Origin of the sequence: Corallococcus sp. AB030, from assembly GCF_003668965.1 — a bacterium.
Taxonomy (GTDB): Bacteria; Myxococcota; Myxococcia; order Myxococcales; family Myxococcaceae; genus Corallococcus; species Corallococcus exiguus.
This window is the reverse complement of record NZ_RAWQ01000058.1, coordinates 13,403-32,307: the sequence shown is the minus strand read 5'-3', so window position 1 is coordinate 32,307 and position 18,905 is coordinate 13,403. Positions and strand designations below refer to the sequence as shown.

Annotated in this window: 14 protein-coding genes; 5 read left to right on the top strand and 9 right to left on the bottom strand. The window is 69.6% G+C overall.

Annotated elements, in window-relative coordinates; all coding sequences use genetic code 11:
* Positions 1-99 precede the first annotated feature (99 nt).
* The 8 genes from D7Y15_RS16210 to D7Y15_RS16175 form a co-directional block, all read right to left on the bottom strand.
* On the bottom strand, positions 100-3,099 hold the full coding sequence (locus D7Y15_RS16210; RefSeq protein ID WP_121753145.1) for a choice-of-anchor D domain-containing protein: 3,000 nt from the start codon (positions 3,097-3,099) through the stop codon (positions 100-102).
* 237 nt (positions 3,100-3,336) lie between these two features.
* A complete protein-coding gene (locus D7Y15_RS16205; protein WP_120579347.1) occupies positions 3,337-4,236 on the bottom strand; it encodes an alpha/beta fold hydrolase in 900 nt (299 codons plus the stop codon).
* Between the two features lie 54 nt (positions 4,237-4,290).
* Positions 4,291-4,482, bottom strand: a complete 192-nt coding sequence (locus tag D7Y15_RS16200; protein ID WP_120579346.1) for a hypothetical protein — start codon at positions 4,480-4,482, stop codon at positions 4,291-4,293.
* 201 nt (positions 4,483-4,683) lie between these two features.
* Positions 4,684-6,603, bottom strand: coding sequence for an AAA domain-containing protein (locus D7Y15_RS16195; RefSeq protein WP_121753144.1), 1,920 nt, complete (start codon positions 6,601-6,603; stop codon positions 4,684-4,686).
* A 60-nt stretch (positions 6,604-6,663) separates the two neighbouring features.
* The gene (locus tag D7Y15_RS16190) at positions 6,664-7,953 is read right to left on the bottom strand and encodes a chitosanase (protein ID WP_120579344.1); all 1,290 of its coding nucleotides are present in this window, start codon (positions 7,951-7,953) and stop codon (positions 6,664-6,666) included.
* A 96-nt stretch (positions 7,954-8,049) separates the two neighbouring features.
* Entirely contained in the window at positions 8,050-8,922 is an 873-nt protein-coding gene (locus tag D7Y15_RS16185; protein ID WP_120579343.1) for a hypothetical protein, read from the bottom strand.
* Between the two features lie 7 nt (positions 8,923-8,929).
* Positions 8,930-9,520 carry a DUF350 domain-containing protein gene (locus D7Y15_RS16180; protein ID WP_233597272.1) on the bottom strand — a complete coding sequence of 197 codons (591 nt, stop codon included), beginning with the start codon at positions 9,518-9,520 and terminating at the stop codon, positions 8,930-8,932.
* 3 nt (positions 9,521-9,523) lie between these two features.
* The gene (locus D7Y15_RS16175; RefSeq protein ID WP_121753143.1) at positions 9,524-12,049 is read right to left on the bottom strand and encodes an HYR domain-containing protein; all 2,526 of its coding nucleotides are present in this window, start codon (positions 12,047-12,049) and stop codon (positions 9,524-9,526) included.
* A gap of 238 nt (positions 12,050-12,287) precedes the next feature.
* Here D7Y15_RS16175 and D7Y15_RS16170 point away from each other — a divergent pair, with 238 nt between their 5' ends.
* The 4 genes from D7Y15_RS16170 (at position 12,288) to D7Y15_RS16155 (ending at position 15,297) form a co-directional block, all read left to right on the top strand.
* Positions 12,288-13,313, top strand: a complete 1,026-nt coding sequence (locus tag D7Y15_RS16170) for a transglutaminase family protein (protein WP_233604975.1) — start codon at positions 12,288-12,290, stop codon at positions 13,311-13,313.
* A gap of 112 nt (positions 13,314-13,425) precedes the next feature.
* The gene (locus D7Y15_RS16165; RefSeq protein ID WP_147452177.1) at positions 13,426-14,073 is read left to right on the top strand and encodes a hypothetical protein; all 648 of its coding nucleotides are present in this window, start codon (positions 13,426-13,428) and stop codon (positions 14,071-14,073) included.
* A 218-nt stretch (positions 14,074-14,291) separates the two neighbouring features.
* Positions 14,292-14,801, top strand: coding sequence for a hypothetical protein (locus D7Y15_RS16160; RefSeq protein WP_233597270.1), 510 nt, complete (start codon positions 14,292-14,294; stop codon positions 14,799-14,801).
* A gap of 10 nt (positions 14,802-14,811) precedes the next feature.
* A complete protein-coding gene (locus tag D7Y15_RS16155; RefSeq protein ID WP_121753142.1) occupies positions 14,812-15,297 on the top strand; it encodes an SMI1/KNR4 family protein in 486 nt (161 codons plus the stop codon).
* Here D7Y15_RS16155 and D7Y15_RS16150 read toward each other — a convergent pair whose 3' ends face one another.
* Positions 15,298-16,635, bottom strand: a complete 1,338-nt coding sequence (locus D7Y15_RS16150) for a glycosyltransferase family 39 protein (protein ID WP_121753141.1) — start codon at positions 16,633-16,635, stop codon at positions 15,298-15,300.
* 161 nt (positions 16,636-16,796) lie between these two features.
* Here D7Y15_RS16150 and D7Y15_RS16145 point away from each other — a divergent pair, with 161 nt between their 5' ends.
* Complete coding sequence (locus tag D7Y15_RS16145; protein WP_121753140.1) at positions 16,797-18,887, top strand: thioredoxin domain-containing protein; 2,091 nt, start codon at positions 16,797-16,799, stop codon at positions 18,885-18,887.
* Positions 18,888-18,905: the final 18 nt, after the last annotated feature.

The window sequence follows — 18,905 nt, the reverse complement described above, 5'->3', positions numbered from 1 at the left end:
GCGCGGATCTCAAAAGCCCGGGCTTCCGCAAAAAAACGCGAACCGGGCCGGCCCCCCTGTGGGACCGGCCCGGCCGCGCTGCGTCACGAACCCGTCAACCTAGGGCGTGGCGGCGCAGATGCTGCGGTAGCGGATCTCCACGGACTGCCCCGGGGTGGGCACGGAGCCCGCCGCGAAGATGACCGCGTTGCGGACCGGGTCGTAGGTCCACTGATCCGCACCCAGCGTGCGGCCGTTCACGCGCACGCTCATCTCCGCGGTGCCATCCGGCGTCGCGGTGAGGTGGAAGTCCGCCTGCGGCTCACCGGCCTGCTGGATGATGGGGTCCAGGAACCCGCGGTAGTCGCCCTCGCAGATGGAGCCCACGGAGCCGCCCGTGCCCTGGGCCACCGCTGCGAAGCGGTCCGCGCTGGAGCCCGCGGTGGAGCAGGACGTCCCGTTGGGGACGAGCGCGTGCAGGTTGCTGCGCTGGGACATGCCCGTGCCCTTCAGCGTCTGGAGGAACTGGATGTAGCTGTCCGGTCCGAAGCCGGAGTGGTCGTCCTCGTCCGCCAGCACCACCACCGCCATGCGGGCGGCAGCGCGGGTGAAGCCCAGGTTGCCGTCGTTGGGCTGCGGGGTGCGGACGTCGTCGGCCTGCTCGGACAGCGGAGCGGACAGGCCCTGGCGCATCGTCTCCAGGCCCTGCACCAGGTTGTGGCACAGGCCGACCTCCAGGTTGGACTGGATGGTGGCCGCCGCGTTGGCGCTGTTGCCGGACACCACGCGGGCGCGGCTGCCGTCCACCGGGAAGAGCCGGCCGGCCTCACCGCCGTTGGCGCCGCCGCCGCACAGCCCCTGGCGCTGCACCAGGCCCGTGCTGGTGACGCCCACGCGCACGTCCACGTTCAGCTCCTTCGCACGCGCGAGCCACCCGGGGACCGCGTTGCGCAGGCGCTGCTGGTACGTCTCCATGGTGGTGGTGTTGGAGACCACGAAGAGCACGTCCAGCTGGCTGTCGGTGCCCTGCGTGAAGCGGTCCACCTGGATGCCCTCGTGGTTGGTCTCCGCCAGCATCGGGACGAGGAAGCGGTTCGCCTCCGTGTCCGTCTGGAAGTACAGCGGGCTGTAGTGCTGGCCCAGCACGTTGCGGGCGTAGTCCACCTCCATCTCGAAGCCCTCGCCGGGCTGGAGCGTGATGGGCGCCGTCACCGGCGTGAGCAGGGAGAACTGCTTGGACGTGCCGTTGCCGATGATGGCGTCCGACACGGTGAGCGGCTCGCTGCAGCGGTTGGACAGGAACGTCTTGCGCGGCTTCGCCGGGCAGTCGTAGCGGATGGGCCCGAAGTCCACGAAGGACGGCGTGGCCACCAGGCACGACGGGTTGGACACCGCGTGGATGGGCAGCGTCACCGTGGGGTGGGCCGGGTTGTTGACGGTGAGCATCAGCTCGCCGTTGAACTCGCCGCCCGTGGTGGGCGCGCGGAAGGCGATCATGGAGCTGAAGGCCGTGTCGTAGAGCACCACGCCGCCCGTGATGGGACCGCCCGGCATGGTGAACACGCCGCCGCCGTCATTGGACAGGTGCACGTTCTTGATGGCGCACTCGGCCCGGCCCGGGTTGCGGAAGTAGAAGCCCAGCACCGCGCCGCGGCCCGGCACCACGTTGGCGAACTCCAGCGACGGCTGCGGCAGCAGTTCGTACACGCAGGGGCCGGACGTGCGGGCGCGGCCCGTCAGCGTGATGGCGCGCTCCGGCGTGAACAAGTCGTTGGACTGCACGTAGAGCGTGGCGGTGAAGGTGCCCTCGTTCTTGGGCTCGAAGTAGACCTTCAGCTCCAGCGCGTCGTCGCCCGGGTCGATCTGCAGACCGTTGGACTCCAGCGCGGGCCAGGTGCCGGCCTTCCAGGGGTAGTTCTGCGTGCCGCGCGTGGGCGTGGCCACGTCGAACTGCACCGCGTCGCCATCCGCGCGCACGCCGGTGAAGGTGAGGGGGCCGTTGCTGCCGGCGTTGGTGATGCGGATGACCTGCTCCACCTTGCCGCCCACCGGTAGCTCGCCGAAGTCCAGCGCCACCGGGGCCACGGCCAGCGTGGGCCGGCCACCGCGCGCGTCCAGCATCACGCGCGACTCACGCGCCTTGTCGGACGCGTACGCCACGGTGAGGTTGCCCACGTTGGGGCCGGAGAAGCGCGCGGCGAACTCCATGCGCATCTCCACCACCTCGTTCGGCTGCACCGTGGCGCCCTCCGGCTTGGACAGCGGCGAGAAGGCCCGGTCGCTGGTGGCCAGCGCGGAGATGGTCACCGGGCGCCAGGTGATGTTGCGCGCGCGGGTGAAGGACTCGGTGCGCTCGTGCACCGGAATCTCGTCGAAGGGCACGGGCGCCGGGTCGAACACGAAGGCGCTCGCCACGGAGTTGCCCTTCAGGTCCACCACGGACGGGGTGCACGTCTCGCAGGAGACGACCTCCAGCCGCGCGCCCATCTGCCCCAGCGCACGGGGCAGGTACTTCGTCTTCACCACCTGCGTGCTGTTGGGCGGCACGGTGATGGTGTCCGCGGTGAACGGATCCGCGCTCTCGCCCGCGACCTTCAGGGTCAGCGGCAGGTCCACCGGGTTGGTGACGGTGACCTCCAGCGTGCGGTCGCTGTCCACCTCCAGCGTCTCGTAGTCCAGCACCGGCGGGTTGACGCCGATGCGCGTGGGCGTGCCCAGGCCCATGACAGGCAGCTGCTGGAGGGCGCCCACGTTGGCGTCCGTCGTCACGCGCAGCGTCTCCTCCACCGGCCCTTCGGCCATCGGGTGGAAGCGCACCTTGACGACGTGCGACTCGCCCGGCGGCACGCGGCCTCCGCCGTCCGTCAACTCCACCTGGTAGGACGGGTTGTTGCCAATCCCCAACGCCTCCAGCGCGGAGAACGGCACGTAGCCGATGTTGCGGATGCGGACCTCCTTCTCACGCCACTCGCCCACCGGCACCTCGCCGAAGTCGAGCGCGTCCACGTCCAGCACCGCCGTGGCCTTCACCCCGCGCGTCTGGTCCTCCTCGTGACACGCCATCGTCCCCGCCACCAATGACGCCAGCAGGACGACCCGACCCCTCCACCCCATCACCATTGTCCGCTCCCCACCCTTCCCCACCACTCGCACACGGATGCCCGGGACACGTGATCCATCTCGGGCTTCCCCTAATCAAGACCCGTGCCGCGCGTGGAGGTTGCTCAGGAGGCCCGGAAAATCAGGGACTTGGCGGATGCTCCGGCGACCAAGTGAGCGCTGGAGGGAACAGGGGTGCCCTGGAGGGTGAAAGGTTTTTCCTGACCCTTTGCCAAGGAGCACCCCCAACTTTTCAGGTCATGAACCCGACGCTTCGGGCACCGGGACGCCCGCGTTCGCGGCGATGAAGGCCGCGATCGCGGCGGCGATGGCTGCGGGCTGCTCCAGGTGCACGTGGTGGCCGCCTTCGAAGAGGCGAGGCGGACCGGCCAGCGTGCGCAGGGCGGCCAATCGCCCCTCCAGCAGCTCCGGGGCGGGGGACAGGCCTTCCGTGCCGCGCAACAGCTGCACGGGGCAGGTGACGGCGGCCTCCAGCGCCAGCCACTGGGCCTCGTCGTAGCCCTGGCCGAAGCGGCGGCGGTGGCGTGGGTCGAAGGTGAAGGCGAAGTCGCCCTCCGGCGTGCGCCGGGTGCCATGGCGGGCGAAGAGCAGCGCCGCGTCCGGGGAGAGGGTGGGGTTCGCCTGACGCAGGCGCTCCGCGGCGGCCTCCACGGTGGGGTAGCGCTTGCGGTTGGGGGGCCGGCGCGCGTCGTCCAGGAAGCCGCGCAGCCGCTGCACCGCGCCCGTGGGCGGACCACCGGAAGGCCCCAGGCTTTCGATGAGGGTCAGGCTCCTGACGCGCTCCGGGCGCGCGGCGGCGTACGCGAGCGCGACGATGCCGCCCAGCGAGTGCCCCACCAGGTGCACCGGCGGCAGGGCCAGCCCGTCCAGGGTGGCCTCGATGTCCAGCAGGTGGTCGCTGAAGTGGTACGCGGCGCCGGGGCCCGCGTGGCCGCTCTCGCCCATGCCGCGAAAGTCGAGCAGCACCGTGCGCCAGGCTTCGGGCAGGTGCTCGCAGAGCGGATCAAAGCTGTGGGAATGGTCCAGCCACCCGTGAAGCATCAGCACGGCGGGGGCGCCCTGGGGGCCACGCTGCCGCACGTGCAGCGGCAGCCCTTCTGCGTCGACGGTGAGGGATTCGAATGCGGCGGCGGGCACGGGTGTCACCTCGTGCCTCCACGCCTTACTCCGTCCCCCCGGGTGCTGGCGACCCTACGCGACGGTGCTGGACGACGACGCCGCTGGGCGCGGCGGGCCGCCGGTGTCCGGCTTGCCGAGCACCATGGCCAGCTGCCGGGCCTGGCTCTCCGTGGCGCAGCGGTACTCCTGGGTCTTGCCGTTGGGCCGGTCGATCCGAATCACCCAGACGTCATTCTCCTTGGTCACCACAGGCGCTTGAGACATGCATTCCCTCCGTTTGGAGAAGAGAAAGCATCCTTCGTGCCGACCCCATGGATGGAGCCAAATGCCTGATTTCCGGCCGTCTCCCACGCCCGGAGGCCGAGCAGGTGACAAAATTCGTTCAGCGAGGCGACAAATTTCGGGCGCCCGGGTCGCACTCCTTGCGTAGTCCCCCAGGGCAGGCGTCAGTCATTGGGATGACAATCATGGGTCAGCGGGGTCCGGCCACTCCCACGCCGAGCGGTAGCCGCCGTCCGTCTGGGTGCCTTCGATGAAGCGCGCGTAGAAGGGGTGGCTGCTGAGGGTGGCGGAGTCGCCCACGACGAACAGGTGCCGGCGGGCGCGGGTGAGGGCCACGTTCATGCGGCGCAGGTCGTTGAGGAAGCCCAGCTGCCCCTCACTGTTGGAGCGGGTCATGCTCACCAGGATGGCGTCCTTCTCCCTCCCCTGGAACGCGTCCACGGTGTCCACCTCCACCTCCGGGTGCACGGCCTCCAATGCCTCGCGCAGGTGGCGGGCCTGGGCGCTGTACGGGGCGATGACGGCGACCTCGCGCGGAGCCAGGCCCAATGCCAGCAACTGGCGCACGCGGGCGATGACGTAGGTGGCCTCGCCCGGGTTGAGGAGGGAGTGCGTGGTGGGCTCCACCTCTTCGTCGAAGCCCTTGCCCGCGGTGTCCAGGTAGAGCACGGGCGGTGCGTCCACCTCCGCGCCTGCGTTGAGCACCCCGGACAGCGTGCGGTCCGCCACGGACGGGTGGGCGCGCAGCTCGCCGCCGTACATCTCCTGGGAGGGGAAGGCCATGATGGCGGCGTTCATCCGGTACTGCTCGCGCAGCATGCGCTTCACCTCGTCGCCGTGGTCCTTGAGCAGGCGCTCGAAGAGGCTCGTGCCCAGGCCCGCCTTGGAGGCCTCCTGTGACAGCACGGTGGGCGGCAGCTGCTGCGGGTCTCCGGCGAGCACCACCTTGGGCGCGCGCAGGAAGCCCAGCAGGGCCAGCGGCTCGGTGGCCTGGGTGGCTTCATCCAGGAGCGCGCGGTCGAACTCCTCGCCCGCGAGCACTCCGGAGCCCAGGCTCGCGAGCGTCACGCACACCACGTCCGCGCGAGCGAGCACGGCCCTCACGGCCTTCTTCTCCAGCTTGCGCGCCTCGTCCATCAGGTCCTTGGCTTCGGAGGTGGACGAGCGGGCGTTGGAGAAGCGCTCACGGCTGCGGCCCTGGTTGCGCTGGCGCCGCGCGTAGCCGAAGAGGTCGAAGGCCTCATCGAACAGGTCGCGGCTGACGACGCGGTCCGGGTGCTCCTCCACCACGATGTCCAGCGTGTGCTCCTGCAAGCGGGCGGCGACGCGCGCGGGGTGGCCCACGCGGATGGCGCGCAGGCCCTGTTCCAGGCACAGCTCCAACAGGTGGTCCACCGCGGCGTTGCTGGCCGCCGTGCACAACAGTCGCTCGCCGCGCGCGACGGCCTGGGCCGCGACCTCCGCCAGCACGGTGGACTTGCCGGTGCCGGGCGGGCCGTGGATCAGGAAGAAGTCCTCCGCGGCGAGCGCGCGCTTCGCGGCGTCCTGCTGCTCCGGGTTGAGCGGGCGGGTGGGGGTGAAGTCCTTGGTGTTGTCGAAGCGCGGGGGCTCGTTGCCCAGCAGCACCTCGCGCTTGTGGCGCTCCTGGCCCTTGTCCATCGCCTTCACGCGCTGGAGGCCCGCGCGCACGCGCTCGTAGGTGACGTCGTTGGGGACGACGTCCAGGCGCAGGAGTCCTTCGGACAGGTAGGCGGGCGGCTCGCGGTCGAAGGCCAGCTGGATGCGCGTGGAGGTGGCGCGCGACACGAGCGCCTTCGCCGGGTCCTTCACCTCCGCGCGGCGGGGCAGCACCGCCACCAGGTCGCCGTTGGACACGCGCGTGGGCAGCTTCCCCCGGTCCGCGCGGGCGAGCGTGAGGAGGATGCGGCCACCCAGGCCCACCTCCTCCTCGACGGTCTCCAGGTCCAGCACGGACAGGCCCTGCTCTTCACGCTCGCGCAGGGTGAGCCCTTGCGCGAGCGAAGTCATACGGGCCTTTTCGGCCTCGCGCTCCTGGGCGAGCAGCGAGCCGAGCTTGTCGAAGAACGAAACGTCACGGGCCATGCCCCGGTCATGCCATCCCGGGGCGCCCGCCGTCACGGCCCGTGTGCCGGACTGTCCAGCCTACTGGCAGGAGTACGTGTACGAGGACGGCGTGCTCCAGGTGCCATCCGGGTTGATGGCGCGCACGGTATAGCCGCTCGCCGGGTAGGTGGTCCCCCAGCAGTCGCGGGCGCGCACGTCGTTGCGCAGGGCGGTGCCCAGGTCCCAGTTGCCCACGCGGCGCTGCTTCTCGTACGCGGCCACGCGGTCCACCGCCTCCACCCAGGTGGAGTCCGCCGCCAGCACGTCGCGGCGCTTCTCCAGGAACTTCTGGAGCCACGCCGTCTCCGTGATGCCGTTGTAGCCAATCACCGGCGCCACCTGGCCGCTGTTGCCCAGGGCCGTGTTGGCCTTGCGGATGAGGTCCTTCATGCCGTCGAAGCCGTGGTTGATGGACGCGTCGTAGAGCGCGGCCTTGGTGAGCGCCTGGGTGAGGCCCCACTTCGCGGCCTCGGTGAGGGTGGGCGTGTAATAGAGCGCGTCGCTCACCTGGTCCTGGCACTGCTTGAAGTCCGCCTGGGTGGCGGCGGTGTTGAAGCTGGCCGCCCAGTCCGAGGTCCAGTTGCCCACCGCGTCCAGCTCCGACGTGGACGCCTGGGATTGGCCGGTGGACAGGAAGCGGTTGTTGATGACGGTGAGCGCGTTCCAGTACTTCGCCAGGCGGTTGCCATTGGCCTCCGTGCGCAGGGCCCGGTAGCACTGCACCACCTGGATGGCGTCTCCCGTGCCGGTGCAGAAGCCCGCGCGCCCGTTGGTGTAGCCGCGCCCGTCGTTGATGTTCTCCGAATAGGCGTAGTCCATCGTGGGCGTGTCGTTCTCCCAGATGCTCGTCAGCCCTTCGGCCACCTTCTTCTGGTTCGCGGTGAGGCCGGAACCGCCAGGGGACGTGCCGCCGCAGCTGTCGGACTGGACCTTCACGTTGGTCGCGGTGAAGGACGTGTTGGAGGTGGAGGAGTAGTTGAACGTGTAGGACGCGTTCACGGCCACCGTCAGCGACGACGTGCGCGTGAAGGTGCACGTGCGGCCCGACTGCGTGTGCGTCCAGCCGGGTTGATCATCGTCACACGTCACGCCCGTAGGCACGTCGAGCGCGATGACCGGGTTGGCGATGGCCACCGTCCCCGTGTTCTTGAAGACGAGCGTGCCCCAGTAGTCCGGCCCGTTGTACGTGTTCGTCGTCACCGAGTGCGTGCACGCGCCCAGCGCCTGCGCTGCCTCGGCCATCGCGGGAGACTCCGCGTCTGTCGCCGGGCCACAGCCGCTGGCCAGCGCCACCGTGAGGCCCATCATCCACGTCCGTGAAGCCGCCATGTGCCTGCCCCCGCTTGGGTATGGGGATGCCCGCGCTCGGCGAGCATCCCGGATAGAGCAGGAATAGCTGTTTTCGCTGTGATTCGCCAGGGGCGCTCAGCCCTGCACGTCCGGCAGCGGCAGCACCCGCCACAGCTGCGGCTTGTCGTACTGCGGCGGAATCATCCCCAGCGGCCAGCCTTCGGCGGTGAGCTCCGCGTACTGGTACCCGCGCCCTCCGAAGGGGATGCGGGTGCCGGTGCCGGGCAGTCCCACGCCGATGGCCGCGTGCGCGAGCGCGTCCGAATAGAGCATCACCGCGTCCACGCCCACCTGCCTGAGCAGCATCAGCGCCAGCACCGCCTTGGAATCGCAGTCGCCCCGGTCCTGCGCGGGCACCAGTCCCGGCGGGACGATGCCGAAGGGCTCGTCGCCGGGCAGCTCGTAGCGGATGCGGCGCACGAAGCCGAGGATGAGCTCGGTGGCCTGCGCCGCGTCCAGGTCACGCTCGCGGATGGAGGTGGCGAAGCGTTCGCCCAGCACGCGCACCGGCTCCGCGTTGCTGCGCATCAGCTCCGCGTAGATGCAGCGCATGTCCGTGCCGCAGCCCGGCGGCGCCACGTAGGTGAAGCGCTCCGGGCCCATGGCTCGGTAGCGCAGTCGCACGCTGTAGTCGCGGTGGGCCTGCGCCAACCCGCGCTCCACCGTTTCGCCCAGTCCGTAGGCCAGCTGCTGACGGGCGGGCTCCATTCCTTCCACGCGCCAGTCATAGGACTTCGCGCGCTCCAGCGGCGTGTCCTCCGGCACCAGCACGATGCCCAAATCCCGCATCGCCTCCTGCGGATCCGCCGGAGGAACCTCCGTTCGCGGCTGGGGCGGATCCGGAAGCCGGCCCGCCTTCCGGGTCAGCACGAGCTCCCAGCTGGCGAAGGCCATGAGCGCGCCCATCAGCACCAGCGACAGCAGCGTCTTCCACGAGCGCACGGCCATGGCGGCTTCAGGCGGGCGCGCGCAGCACGCCGGTGGGCAGCTGCGGGAAGGGGATGAGTCCGTTGAGCGCGGCCTGGAGGCCCGGCGCGGTGAGCAGCGCGATGACCAGCAGGAAGGCGCACAAGAGGAGCGCGGCGGCGATGTTGCCCTTGCGCACCTCCGCCAGCTCCTCGATGCCCGGCGTCATCTTGTCGAACAGCCGCACGCCCAGGGCGAGCACCGCCACGCCCACCGCCAGCGACAGCGCCACGTGCACCAGCGCCAGGCCCATCAGCTGGAGCACCGAGACGGCGGACACGGGCGGGTTCTGCACCGCCAGGTCCACCGCGTCGCTGGTGGCCTTCAGTGCGTGTTGCACGAGCAGGCCCAGCGACACGAGGCTCGTCGCGTGCACCAGCCCGGAGGCGACGTTGCCCTGGCGCAGCTCCTCCACGGGGTGGCTGTCCAGCAGGCGGCTCAGGCCACGCATGCTCAAGCCGATGCCGAGCGCGGCCACGAGGCCGCCGAGGACGACCTTCACGAGTCCGACGACGAAGAGGGTGAGGTCCATGGGGCGCCGGGGACTGTAGCGGAAGTCCCCCTCGCCGCCATGGCCCATGGCTCACCCGCGTGGCTTGCCGTCCTTCAGACGGCGGCTGAGCGTCCAGGCGAGGGCGACGAGCGCGACCCAGCCCACCGCCGACTCCGGGCCGCTGCCCACCGAGCAGCCCAGGCCCTGCCGCATGCCGCTCGTCGGGTCGTACTCCACGGTCAGCTGGAAGTTGCAGAGCGACGCGTTGCCGGCCGCGTCGATGGCGGTGACCTGCACCGAGTGCAGGCCCGGCGCGAGCGGCGTGCCCACGACGGGGCTGTAGAGGAGCTCCGTTTCGGAGACGCTGTCGCTGGCGGTGGCGGCCGGGTACTCCGCGCGGGTGCCGGACATCACCGCGGTGGTGAGCGTCTGGTCCTCCGGGCAGGTGAGCACGGGCGGGCGCGAGTCGCGCACTCGGACCTGGATTTCGCACGTGCTGCTGTTGCCCGCGTCGTCCGTGCTGATGACCTCCACGCGGGTGAGGCCCAGCGGGAACAGGTCGCCGGACGCGTGCGTGCTGGTGACGGTGACCTGGCTGGAGAGGCTGTCGATGGGCGTGAGGTCCGGCCAGAACGCGTGCGCGCCCTCGGGGCCTTCCGCCTCCACGCGGACCTCGTTCACCTTGCAGGCCCGGCCGGGCGCCTGGTTGTCGCGCACGGTGATGGGGAAGGAGCAGGTGCTCTCGTTGCCGGACGCGTCCCTCGCCGTCACGTTCGCCTGGGTGGTGCCCAGGGGCAGCACGCTGCCGTTCGTCGGGCTGAAGGTCGTGACGACGTCCCGGCTCGTCTCATCCCCGATGCCCAGGTTCGGATAGTAGAAGGTCGTGCCCCGGGGCGACTGCGCGTTCAGGATGAGCGCCGTCGGGCAGTTGTGGATGGCCGGCGCCGTCAGGTCCCGCGAAGTCAGCACCGTGGTGCAGTACGTGAGGCGGCCCTGCGCATCCCCGGCCTGGTAGGTGATGGCGATGGGCAGGTTGAGCGGAAGCAGGTGGCCGTCAATGAAGGTGGTACGGATCCACGCCTGCTCCGGTCCGGTCCGCAGCTCGGGCCGGTAATAGAGCAGGTCCGTGCCCTCCGGACGGTTGGAGGGCATGTCCTGGGCGGCCGTGCACAGGAAGGTCGGCGCCGCTTCATCCCGCTCCATGCGCCACAGCGCATGGGGCGTCCACGGGTCTCCGGCCGTCGTCAGCAGCGCGCCCTGGAACGGCACCAGCCCCGTGGGCAGCGCGAACTCCTTGCCCGACGGCAGCCGCGTCAGCCGGGACGTGCCCGCGTCGGTGCCGTCCGTACGCCACAGCTCGCTCGCCCCCGTTTCCGTCGTCACGATGACGGCGAGCCCTTCCTCCCACGGCGCGACGCCGCGCACGGACTCATGCCCGTACGCGGTAGGGTGCGGCAGGCGCCGGGTGCCCGCGGCTGTTCCGTCCGTCACCCACAGCGAGTCCCCAAGCGTGGCTCCCCGGGACACGAAGTAGAGGCGGTTGCCCGCCGTGACGAAGAACTGGCCAGAATAACCGTGGAGCATCGCGTTGGGCAGCTGCGCCAGCTGCTGCGTCCCCGCGTCAGTGCCGTCCGTGCGCCACAGCTGGGAGGCCTCCTCCGAGCTGCGCACGAGGAAGACGAGCGCGTCGCCCAGGGCGGCGAGCACGGTGGGCATGCGGCCCGTGGCGGCGGTATTGAAGCCCTTGACGAGCACGGTGCCGGCCTCCGTGCCGTCGGACTTCCAGACCGCGCGGCCATGCTGGCCGTCATCCGCGGTGAAGTAGAGCGTGTCGCCCACCGCGGTGAGGTTCTCGGGATACGCGTCGCCGACGCCGGCCTTGATGTCGCGCACGAGCGTGGTGCCCGCTTCGGTGCCATCCGTGCGCCACAGCTCGAAGCCCAGCTCGTTCTCCGCGGCGAAGAAGACCGTGTCCCCCACGCGCGCGAAGCCCCCGGCGTTCGCTCGGGCGGAGCCCGGGTAGATGTCCTTGATGGGAACGGTGCCCTCGGCGGTGCCGTCCGATTTCCAGAGGTCGGCTTGCGTGTCCGCCGGAACGAAGAGCACGGAGTCCCCGAAGACGAAGACGGGCGACTGGGAGGCGACGCCATGGATCGAGCCGGGGGTGAGCTCGCGCGTGACGTGGGTGCCCTCGCGAGTGCCGTCGCTCGTCCACAGCTCGCGTCCGGTCTCCGGTGACGTCGCGATGAAGAACAGGCGGTGCGGCGTGGCGCGCAGCGAGCCCGGGTCGATGCGCGCACCCGCGGGCAGCAGCTCCTCCTGTACGGAGCGGGTGCCTGCGGACGTCCCGTCCGTCACCCACAGCTCCCGGACGTCGGATCCGGAGCCGGCGTTGCCCGGGGTGGCGAGGAAATAGAGGCGCCCGTTCAGCTCGACGGTGGGCCGCGTGTCAGGCCCCCGGGCGTCCAGCTCCAGGCGGGGCTCGGAGAGGACGTCCGCCACCCGGCGCACCGTCATCGGATCCATCTGGACGGAGGAGCTCTGCGCGAACGCCGGGGCCGCGCCCACCGCCAACGCCAACGCCGAAAGCCACGCACGACCGCTGACCATCCCCATGCCCGCCTCCACGCCCGCCTGCCCGCCAACTGTCCTGCTGGGGGCGCACCGTCATCACGCCCCCGCCGGGCTACAACCCACGCCCTGTCCGACTGTCCGACAGCTTGCGCACCGCCGGTGTCACACCTGTTTCATGTGTTCACCACCGGCCGCCGCCCTCGCGAACCCACCTGAGTGCTGCCGGCTTCTGTCGCACGCCTCCGGCCCCCACTACAGTGCGGATGACGCAGGGTGTCGTATGTCTTGTGGGGGGCTGGTGTGCCAGGGGGCCATCCTCGTGGAGGTGCTGCCGCCGGAGGCGGGAGGGCAGGACACGGTGGCGCCCATGATGGCGGCGGAGTTCGAGGCGCGAAGCCGCCTGCGCCGTCCGCCGGAGATGCCGGTGCGGGTGGTGGACGTGTTGCACCGCACGGTCTACCGCTACGCGAAGCCGGTGGAGCGCAGCTCGCACCTGTTGCGGCTGACGCCCATGCATGACCGGCTCCAGTCGCTGCTGTCGCATGACGTGACTCTGTCGGTGGGGGTGACGCGGTCGGAGTACGAAGACGTCTTCGGCATCCGTGTGCGCCGGGCGGTGGTGGACACGCCCTACACGGAGCTGGTGATGGAGGCCCGCTCGCGCGTGGAGCTGCGGGACACGGATCCGCTGGGATACCGGCCGCTGCACATGCGCTCGGTGTTGCCGCTGGTGTGGATGCCGTGGCAGGCGAACATGCTCCAGCCGTACCTGCTGCCACCGGAGCTGCCGGACACGCAGCTGGAGGAGTTGCTGGAGTACGCGATGAGCTTCGCGCGCCGCAACGACTACGACCTCTTGGACACGCTGCTGGACATCAACTACTCCATCTTCAAGGAGTACCAGTACGCGCAGGGCACCACGACGCTGAACACCACGGCGTTCAGCGTGTATTCGGCGCGCAAGGGCGTGTGTCAGGACTTCGCCAACGTGTTCATCTGCCTGGCGCGCCTCTTGGGAGTGCCTGCGCGCTACGTGTGCGGGTACCTCTACACGGGGCCCAAGCACGCGAACGCGGTGATGGCGGAAGCCTCTCACGCGTGGGTGCAGGTCTACCTGCCGGAGGTGGGGTGGAAGGGCTTCGACCCCACGAACGGCATCCTCACGCAGACGCACCACGTGCGGGTGGCGGTGGGGCGCCAGTACTCGGATGCGACGCCCACGACAGGCACCCTCTACCTGGGTGGTGGTGGGGAGAAGTTGGAGGTGCTGGTCCGCTGCGAACCGGTGTCTTCCGAGGGGCAGTGAGCCGGCTGACCTGATTCAAGACCTGCTTCGATGGGTTCACTTGGGGTGTGGCTGGAACGGGGTGAACATGGTCTGTTGCTCCTCTCTCGAACCCGTACGAGGAGTGATGTCCATGAAGCGCATCCTGTCATTGATGATTGCCACGTTGGCCCTGGCCTGCTCTGGCCCGGACATGAGCGACGCAGGTGAGGAGGGGAGCGAATCCATCGCGACCCAGGAGAACGCCGTCACCTATTCCCTCTGCGGTTCCCATACGCTCAATTGCCCGGTCGGCTACACCCGTGTCGGTCAACTCTGTTCGTCGCACTGCTCGGCGCTGGGCTACTCGTGTTCGCCCTTGGGCTACAACGAAACCCTCTGCTTCAAGCCGGATCCCATCGTCGGAACCATCAGCGCGACGCCCACGAATGTGCGCATCAACCTGGATGTGACGCAGACGGGGACGACGAACATCTGCTTCGACGTCAGCGGCATCACCGAGGGAGAGGTCTGGCTGAGCGTGAACAACCAGTCCGAAGTGCTCTTCGCCCGTGGCGACAACTTCTGCCAGGCCGCGCCCTGGATCACGGCGGGCAACACCTTCGCGTTCAAGCTCTACTCAGGCAGGGCGCACACCACGCTACTCGCCACCGCGACCGTGACGGGTGAGGGCTACCGCGGCGGCACCAATCCGCCCCCGCAGTGTGGCCCCTGCCAGTCGGGCTACTCCTGCTTCTGCGGCGACCGCGTGTGCCGCCGCGAAGGCACGCTCTGTCCGTGACGTGAGCCACGAAGCCGGGGGAGGGCACTGTCCCCCGGTTTCATGCCGGAGAGGATTCCCCATTGGGCGCGGTAGGGTGCGCGCTCATGACAGCAAAGGGAAACGCTTCCACTCGGCGTTCAGCGATCCTCCTGCTCGGGACGTTGCTTCTTTCAGCCTGCGCAGAAGGTCCAACGCCCACGACCCCTGTCGCGGTTCGGAAGTGGGTAGGGCCTCTGGTGGCCGTGCCTGGCGGCGGGCAGTTCCGCACCATCGTCTACTATGGCCCGTGGCAGTGCAGCTCGCAGCTCATGGCCTACTGCCGTGAGAAGTGCGGAGGGAGTGGATACGCTCTCCAGGGCTGCATGTGGCTCGCGGACGTGAAGATGGACTTTGAAGGCACGGTCGTTCGAGCTGGGAGCCGGTTCGGTATGACGAACTGCTGCTGCAACTACGGGACGCTCAGCCCCGTCCAGAACAAGGCCGCCCGCGACAAATGGGACGACAGCCGTCCAGAGTTCCGGGAGCAGTGGGCGAAGCGCTTTGGCGCATGGCCCTCGGAGAACGGAAACCCCTACGAGGGGCATCACATCCGGGACCTCTGGCATGGCGGCAATCCCACGGACTGGGACAACATCCTGCCGTTTCCCAAGGACATCCATCAGACGCTCTTCAAGCTCTACAACCAGTGTTACGCGAACTCGCCTCCATGGACGAGCGTCGGCACGGACTATCCCTATGGAGAATAGGCACAAGGCGATGAACGAGCTGCTCGATGAGATATCGCGCCTCCACGTGCCCAACCCGCCTGCAACGCCGGAGCAACTGGATGCGTTCGAGCATCGCGTGGGCTGGCGCCTGGACCCGGACCTGCGCGCTTTCTACCTGCATTGTGACGGGGCCCGGTTGTTCGCGCAGCGGGAGCCCACGTTCGGCTTCGTCGATTCCGCCTTCACGTTCTTGCCGCTGTCACGGATTGCCCGCGCGCGAGTGGTCATGCGCGATGAGGATACGGATCAGGCCGGGCCGCCGTCCTGGTATGCCGTCTGCGAGGTACGGGACAGCAACTACATCCTTCTCGATGTGAGCCACCAGGAAGGGGGGCGCTACCTCATTCGTGATGGCTACAACGAAGCGTTTCCTGACCCGGAGTATTGCGCGCAGGTTGCCAGTTCGTTTCAGGAGTTCCTCGCGGGGGCGCTGCGGTCCCAGGGGCGTTGGTTCTGGCTTCGGACCGAAGAATGACTATGGCTGCACGGCGGAGTTCAACGTCCGCATTCGCCACACCGTGAACGTGTGCAGCCGCCGGCCCCTGAAGACACCCGTGAGCTTCACCGGGCCCTCCACGGAGCCAAAGCGTTGCACCAGTTCCTCCGGTGGCGCCGCGCCGTTCTCCGAACACCACAGCACATCCTGCCCCGGCTTCAATTCCAGCTCGGGCCAGAGGTCATACTGGCTCTTGCGCCGTGACGGCCCCACCGTGTCCGTCTCCACGCCCGCAGTGTACGCGACCTGCGAAGCCAGTTGATACGTGGGCGCGTAGACCGCCGTGGGACCCGGCGCCATACCCGGGAACAACTGCTCCGGCGTCCTCAGCCTCTCCAGCACGCCCCAGCCGTGCGCCCTCGCCAGCACCACGTCGCGCTCGAACGTCAGCACCGGGAACAACAGGTGCGACGTCACCGCCAGCACCACCGCCATCCCGCTCCACGCCGCCGCCCGCTGCCACACCGGCCGCATCCCCGCGACGCCAATGCACGCAGCCACGTACGCCGCCGCCGGCCAATTTGCCTCACCCCGCGTCTTCGCCGCCGCGTAGCCGAAGAACAGCAGCGGAATCACCGCCGCCATGCGCAGCAGGAACTGCTCTCTCGGCCCGCGCACCGCGTACACCAGCGCCAGCGGGAACAGCACCGGCCCGCCCATGGCGAACTGTCCCGCCACGTACTCGCCGAACGTCGCCCACCCTCCGCGCCCGCCCAGGCCGTGGTTCAGCTGGAACTTGAAGCCCACCCAGTCATGGCTCGCGTTCCACAACACCACCGGCAGAAAGCACAGCAACCCAAGCCCCGCCGTCACCCACGCTCCCGCCGGCAGCCGCCGCGCCTTCAGCGCCGCGACCATGAACGCCAGACCCAGCAGCACGGACGGATACTTCGACAGCAGCGCCAGGCCACACGTCAGCCCCGCCAGCACCCACTTCTCGCGGTAGAGCGCCCACAGCCCCAGCGCCCAGAACAGCAGCATGGGCGAATCCGGCGTGGCCCAGACTCCGGAGAGGATGCCCACCGGCACCGCGCTCCACAGCGCCAGCGCCCTCCAGGCCGCGTCCCTGGACCGATACACGTCCAGCGCCAGCCCCCACACCGCCACGCCCGTCCCCAGCCCGCACAGGAGCGCCGTCCCCCGGATGCCCAGCGCGGCGATGAGCCACGCCACCATCGGCGGATGGTCGAAATATCCCCATGCGAGATGCCGGGCCCATTGCCAGTAATAGGTTTCGTCGAAGTAGACGTCCGTTCCCAGCGCCAGCGCGAGCCGCACCCCCACGCCCAGCCCCACCAGGACGAGGCACGTCTTCATTCCCGGGCCGGGGCTGGAGTGGGCGGACGCACGCACGCCCCCGGACAAAGCGCACCGGAGGGCCGTTGGCCAGCGGGGAGTGAGACCATTTCAGCTTGCCCCCGCGAACCCAGGCTCACAATGTGAAGGGCCGCGCAGCCGCAGCACACCGGGAGTACCCCATGGCAGACCATCCCCCCTCCGCTCATACCAACCGTCTGGCCCAGGAGCCGTCGCCGTACCTGCGCCAGCACGCCACGAATCCCGTGGACTGGTACCCCTGGGGGGACGAAGCCCTGGCCCGCGCTCGCGCGGAGAACAAGCCCATCCTGCTCTCCGTGGGCTACTCCGCATGCCACTGGTGCCACGTCATGGCCCACGAGTCCTTCGAGCACCCCGACATCGCGCGCCTGATGAACGAGGGCTTCATCAACATCAAGGTCGACCGCGAGGAGCGCCCCGACCTGGATCAAATCTACCAGGGCGTCGTGCAGCTCATGGGGCAGGGCGGTGGCTGGCCCCTCACCGTGTTCCTCACTCCCGACCTGCGCCCGTTCTACGGCGGCACCTACTTTCCCCCCTCGGACCGCTACGGCCGGCCCGGCTTCCCGCGCCTGCTCACCGCGCTGCGCGACGCCTGGGAGAACAAGGCGGACGAAATCGAGGAGCAAGCCCGGCGCTTCCAGGAGGGCCTGGGCGAACTGTCCACCCACGGACTGGACGCCGCTCCCGCGCACCTGTCCGCGGAGGACATCGTCGCCATGGGCCAGTCCATGCTGAAACGCATGGATCCGGTGAACGGTGGCTTCGGCGGCGCCCCCAAGTTCCCCAACCCCATGAACGTGGCGCTGCTCCTGCGCGCGTGGCGGCGCGGCGGCGGCGAGCCCCTCAAGGCCGCGGTGTTCCGCACGCTGGAGCGTATGGCCCTGGGCGGCATCTACGACCAGTTGGGCGGCGGCTTCCACCGGTACTCCGTGGACGAGCGCTGGCTGGTGCCCCACTTCGAGAAGATGCTCTACGACAACGCCCAGCTCCTGCACCTGTACTCGGAGGCAGAGCAGGTGGAGTCACGACCGCTCTGGCGCAAGGTCGTGGAGGAGACCGTCGAGTACGTCCGCCGCGAGATGACCGACCCGGACGGCGGCTTCTACGCCACGCAGGACGCGGACAGCGAAGGCGAAGAGGGGAAGTTCTTCGTCTGGCATCCCGAGGAGGTCCGCGCGGCCCTGTCCGTGGGCCAGCAGTCGGACACGGTGCTGCGCCACTTCGGCATCAAGCCCGGAGGCAACTTCGAGCACGGCGCCACGGTGCTGGAGGTCGTCGTCCCCGTGGATCAGCTCGCGAAGGAGCAGGGCCGTCCCGTGGAGGCGGTGGAGAAGGAGCTGGCGGAAGCGCGCCGCGTCCTCTTCCTCCTGCGCGAGCAGCGCGTGAAGCCGGGCCGTGACGACAAGATTCTGGCGGGCTGGAACGGGCTGATGATCCGCGGGCTCGCGCTGGCGTCGCGCGTGTTCGACCGGCCGGACTGGGCGAAGCTGGCGGCGGGCGCGGCGGACTTCGTGCTCGCGAAGATGTGGGACGGCAAGCGGCTGTTGCGCTCGTACCAGCACGGCCAGGGCCGCATCGACGGGTTCCTGGAGGACTACGGCGACTTCGCCTCCGGGCTCACCGCGCTCTACCAGGCCACCTTCGATGCGAAGTACCTGGACGCGGCGGACGCGCTCGCGCACCGCGCGGTGGAGCTGTTCTGGGACGAGGAGAAGCAGGCGTACCTGTCCGCGCCCCGGGGACAGAAGGACCTGGTGGTGGCGGCCTACTCCCTCTTCGACAACGCCTTCCCGTCAGGCGCGTCCACGCTGACGGAGGCGCAGGTGACGCTCTCCGCGCTCACCGGTGACGTGTGCCACCTGGACCAGCCGGAGCACTACGTGGCCAAGCTGCATGATCAGCTGGTGCGCAACCCCATGGGCTATGGCCACCTGGGGCTTGCCGCGGACTCGCTGGTGGACGGCGCGTCTGGCGTCACCTTCGCGGGGACTCGCGAGGCCGTGGCGCCGCTGCTGGCCGCCGCGAACCGCACCTACGCGCCGGTGTTCTCCTTCGGCTGGAACGACACGGGCTCCGCTCCGCCCGCGCGCCTCCAGGAGCTCTTCGAGGGACGCGACCCGGTGGAAGGGAAGGGCGCCGCGTACCTCTGCCGCGGCTTCGTCTGCGAGCGGCCCGTCACGGAATCGGGCCTGCTCGCGGAGCGGCTGGTGGCGGCCCCGGGCCACTGACGCGGCCACGGGGACGCG

Coding starts and splice junctions, on each gene's coding strand:
- D7Y15_RS16210 (WP_121753145.1), bottom strand. CDS start 3,099: ATGGTGATGGGGTGGAGGGGTCGGGTCGTCCTGCTGGCGTCATTGGTG.
- D7Y15_RS16200 (WP_120579346.1), bottom strand. CDS start 4,482: ATGTCTCAAGCGCCTGTGGTGACCAAGGAGAATGACGTCTGGGTGATT.
- D7Y15_RS16195 (WP_121753144.1), bottom strand. CDS start 6,603: ATGGCCCGTGACGTTTCGTTCTTCGACAAGCTCGGCTCGCTGCTCGCC.
- D7Y15_RS16190 (WP_120579344.1), bottom strand. CDS start 7,953: ATGGCGGCTTCACGGACGTGGATGATGGGCCTCACGGTGGCGCTGGCC.
- D7Y15_RS16185 (WP_120579343.1), bottom strand. CDS start 8,922: ATGGCCGTGCGCTCGTGGAAGACGCTGCTGTCGCTGGTGCTGATGGGC.
- D7Y15_RS16180 (WP_233597272.1), bottom strand. CDS start 9,520: ATGGGCCATGGCGGCGAGGGGGACTTCCGCTACAGTCCCCGGCGCCCC.
- D7Y15_RS16175 (WP_121753143.1), bottom strand. CDS start 12,049: ATGGGGATGGTCAGCGGTCGTGCGTGGCTTTCGGCGTTGGCGTTGGCG.
- D7Y15_RS16170 (WP_233604975.1), top strand. CDS start 12,288: ATGTCTTGTGGGGGGCTGGTGTGCCAGGGGGCCATCCTCGTGGAGGTG.
- D7Y15_RS16165 (WP_147452177.1), top strand. CDS start 13,426: ATGAAGCGCATCCTGTCATTGATGATTGCCACGTTGGCCCTGGCCTGC.
- D7Y15_RS16155 (WP_121753142.1), top strand. CDS start 14,812: ATGAACGAGCTGCTCGATGAGATATCGCGCCTCCACGTGCCCAACCCG.
- D7Y15_RS16150 (WP_121753141.1), bottom strand. CDS start 16,635: ATGAAGACGTGCCTCGTCCTGGTGGGGCTGGGCGTGGGGGTGCGGCTC.
- D7Y15_RS16145 (WP_121753140.1), top strand. CDS start 16,797: ATGGCAGACCATCCCCCCTCCGCTCATACCAACCGTCTGGCCCAGGAG.